This window comes from Iamia sp. (assembly GCF_035575815.1).
In the GTDB taxonomy this organism is placed as follows: domain Bacteria; phylum Actinomycetota; class Acidimicrobiia; order Acidimicrobiales; family Iamiaceae; genus Iamia.
On record NZ_DATLXO010000132.1, the window covers coordinates 1 to 1,632 of the forward strand.

Sequence of the window (1,632 nt, forward strand, 5' to 3'; positions counted from 1 at the left end):
TCGCCGTGCTCACCGACGACGGGCGGAGCGTGGCCGCCGATGCCGCCGCCCGCCTCAACGCCGAGGTGTTCGAGGCCCTCGACCTCGACCGGTCCGAGTCGGACCAGCTCTTCGCCCTCCTCGCCCGCCTCCGACTCTGACCCACCCCCGCCCGTCGACACCCCCCGAAATTGGGCTCTTCTGCTGCTTCCGTGGGTGGCATCAGGTGGTCCCCCGGCCTGGGAGGGGTGGGCAGAGCCCGCCGAGGTCGAGCATGGCGAGGGCAACGAGGGCTTCGGGGGAGCGGAACCCGAAGGCGATGCGGGTGAGCAGGCGGAGCTTGGTGTTCACGCTCTCGACGCGTGCGTTGGAGAGGCCGTGGGTGAGGGCGGCTTCGATGCCGGCCCGGTGGATGGTGATGGAACGGGCGAGCTTCACGAAGGAGGGGATCTGACATCGTCGGGCCCACTTGAGCCAGGCGTCGAGTAGGGCGATGCCCTCGTCTCCCTTCAACGCGAACACCTGTCGTAGCTGTTCTTTGAGCAGGTACGCCCGGTAGAGGCGTTTGTTCGTCTCAGCGATCGAGGCCAGCTTGGCGGCCTGGCGGTCGGTGAGGTCCTCGGGGTTCCTCCACAACGCGTAGCGGGCGTTCTTGAGGTCCTTGGCCGCTGCCTTCTGCCCGTTGCGTCGCGCTGCGTTCCACACCTCGCGACGGACCTCATCGAGGGCCTTGGTCGCCCAGGCCACGATGTGGAAGGGGTCGAGGCACAGCTCCGCGTTCTTGCAGCGGGCGGCGACGACGTTGGCGATCCACTCGGCCGCATCCGCGCTGACCAGGGTGATCTCGGCGCAGCGGTCGTCGCCGAGACGGTCGAAGAACTTCTCGAGGGTCTTCTGGTCGCGGCCTGGGTGCGCCCAGAGCAGCACGCCGCTGTCGTGGTCGACGACCACGGTCAGGTACTTGTGGCCCCGCTTGTAGGAGATCTCGTCGATCCCGATGCGACGCAGGTTCGCGAAGCGGTCGGTGGCGGTCTCAGCGTCGGCCACCACCCGGGTCACGATCGACCCCACGGTGCGCCACGCGATACGCAACAGTTGACGCACCGCTGACTTCGAGCAGTGCGTCACGAGCCACGCCGCGGTGTCGTCGAAGGCGTAGGTGTGCCCGGCGCCGTGACGGGCCCACGGCACCTGGGCGGCGATCACCCCGTGCTCAACACAGCGGACCCTCGGCGAGTCAGCCTCCAAGAACGCTGCGATCGTCCCCAGATCCAGCGCCCGCCAGCGTCGGCGCCCCTCGCCGCGGTCATAGCCCGGGCACCGCTTCCCGCACCGCCCGCACCGGCGCTTCGTGGCCTTGCGGGGCCGCACCGACACCACCACGCACTCCTCGTCCTCGTCGAAGACCACGTCTTCGACCACGGCGTTGCCCAGCCCGAGCAGCCGAGCCCATAACCTTGTTGACCGCACCCCGTTTCCTCCCTGTCGTCCCGGAACCTCAGAAGCCCGGAAACGTAGGAAGGAAGCGGGGTGCAACCGCGGATGGGGCTACACCACCACCCACGGATCAGTCACAAGAGCCCATTTTCGGAAGTCCCATCCCCGCACCGTCGGTGCTCCCTGTTGCTCTCGATGTGCTCGTTGGCTACCCGC

1 protein-coding gene is annotated in these 1,632 nt (G+C 68.3%); it reads right to left on the reverse strand.

Annotated elements, in window-relative coordinates; all coding sequences use genetic code 11:
- Nucleotides 1-201 precede the first annotated feature (201 nt).
- Nucleotides 202-1,449, reverse strand: coding sequence for an ISL3 family transposase (locus tag VNL12_RS14095; RefSeq protein WP_325595577.1), 1,248 nt, complete (start codon nt 1,447-1,449; stop codon nt 202-204).
- Nucleotides 1,450-1,632: the final 183 nt, after the last annotated feature.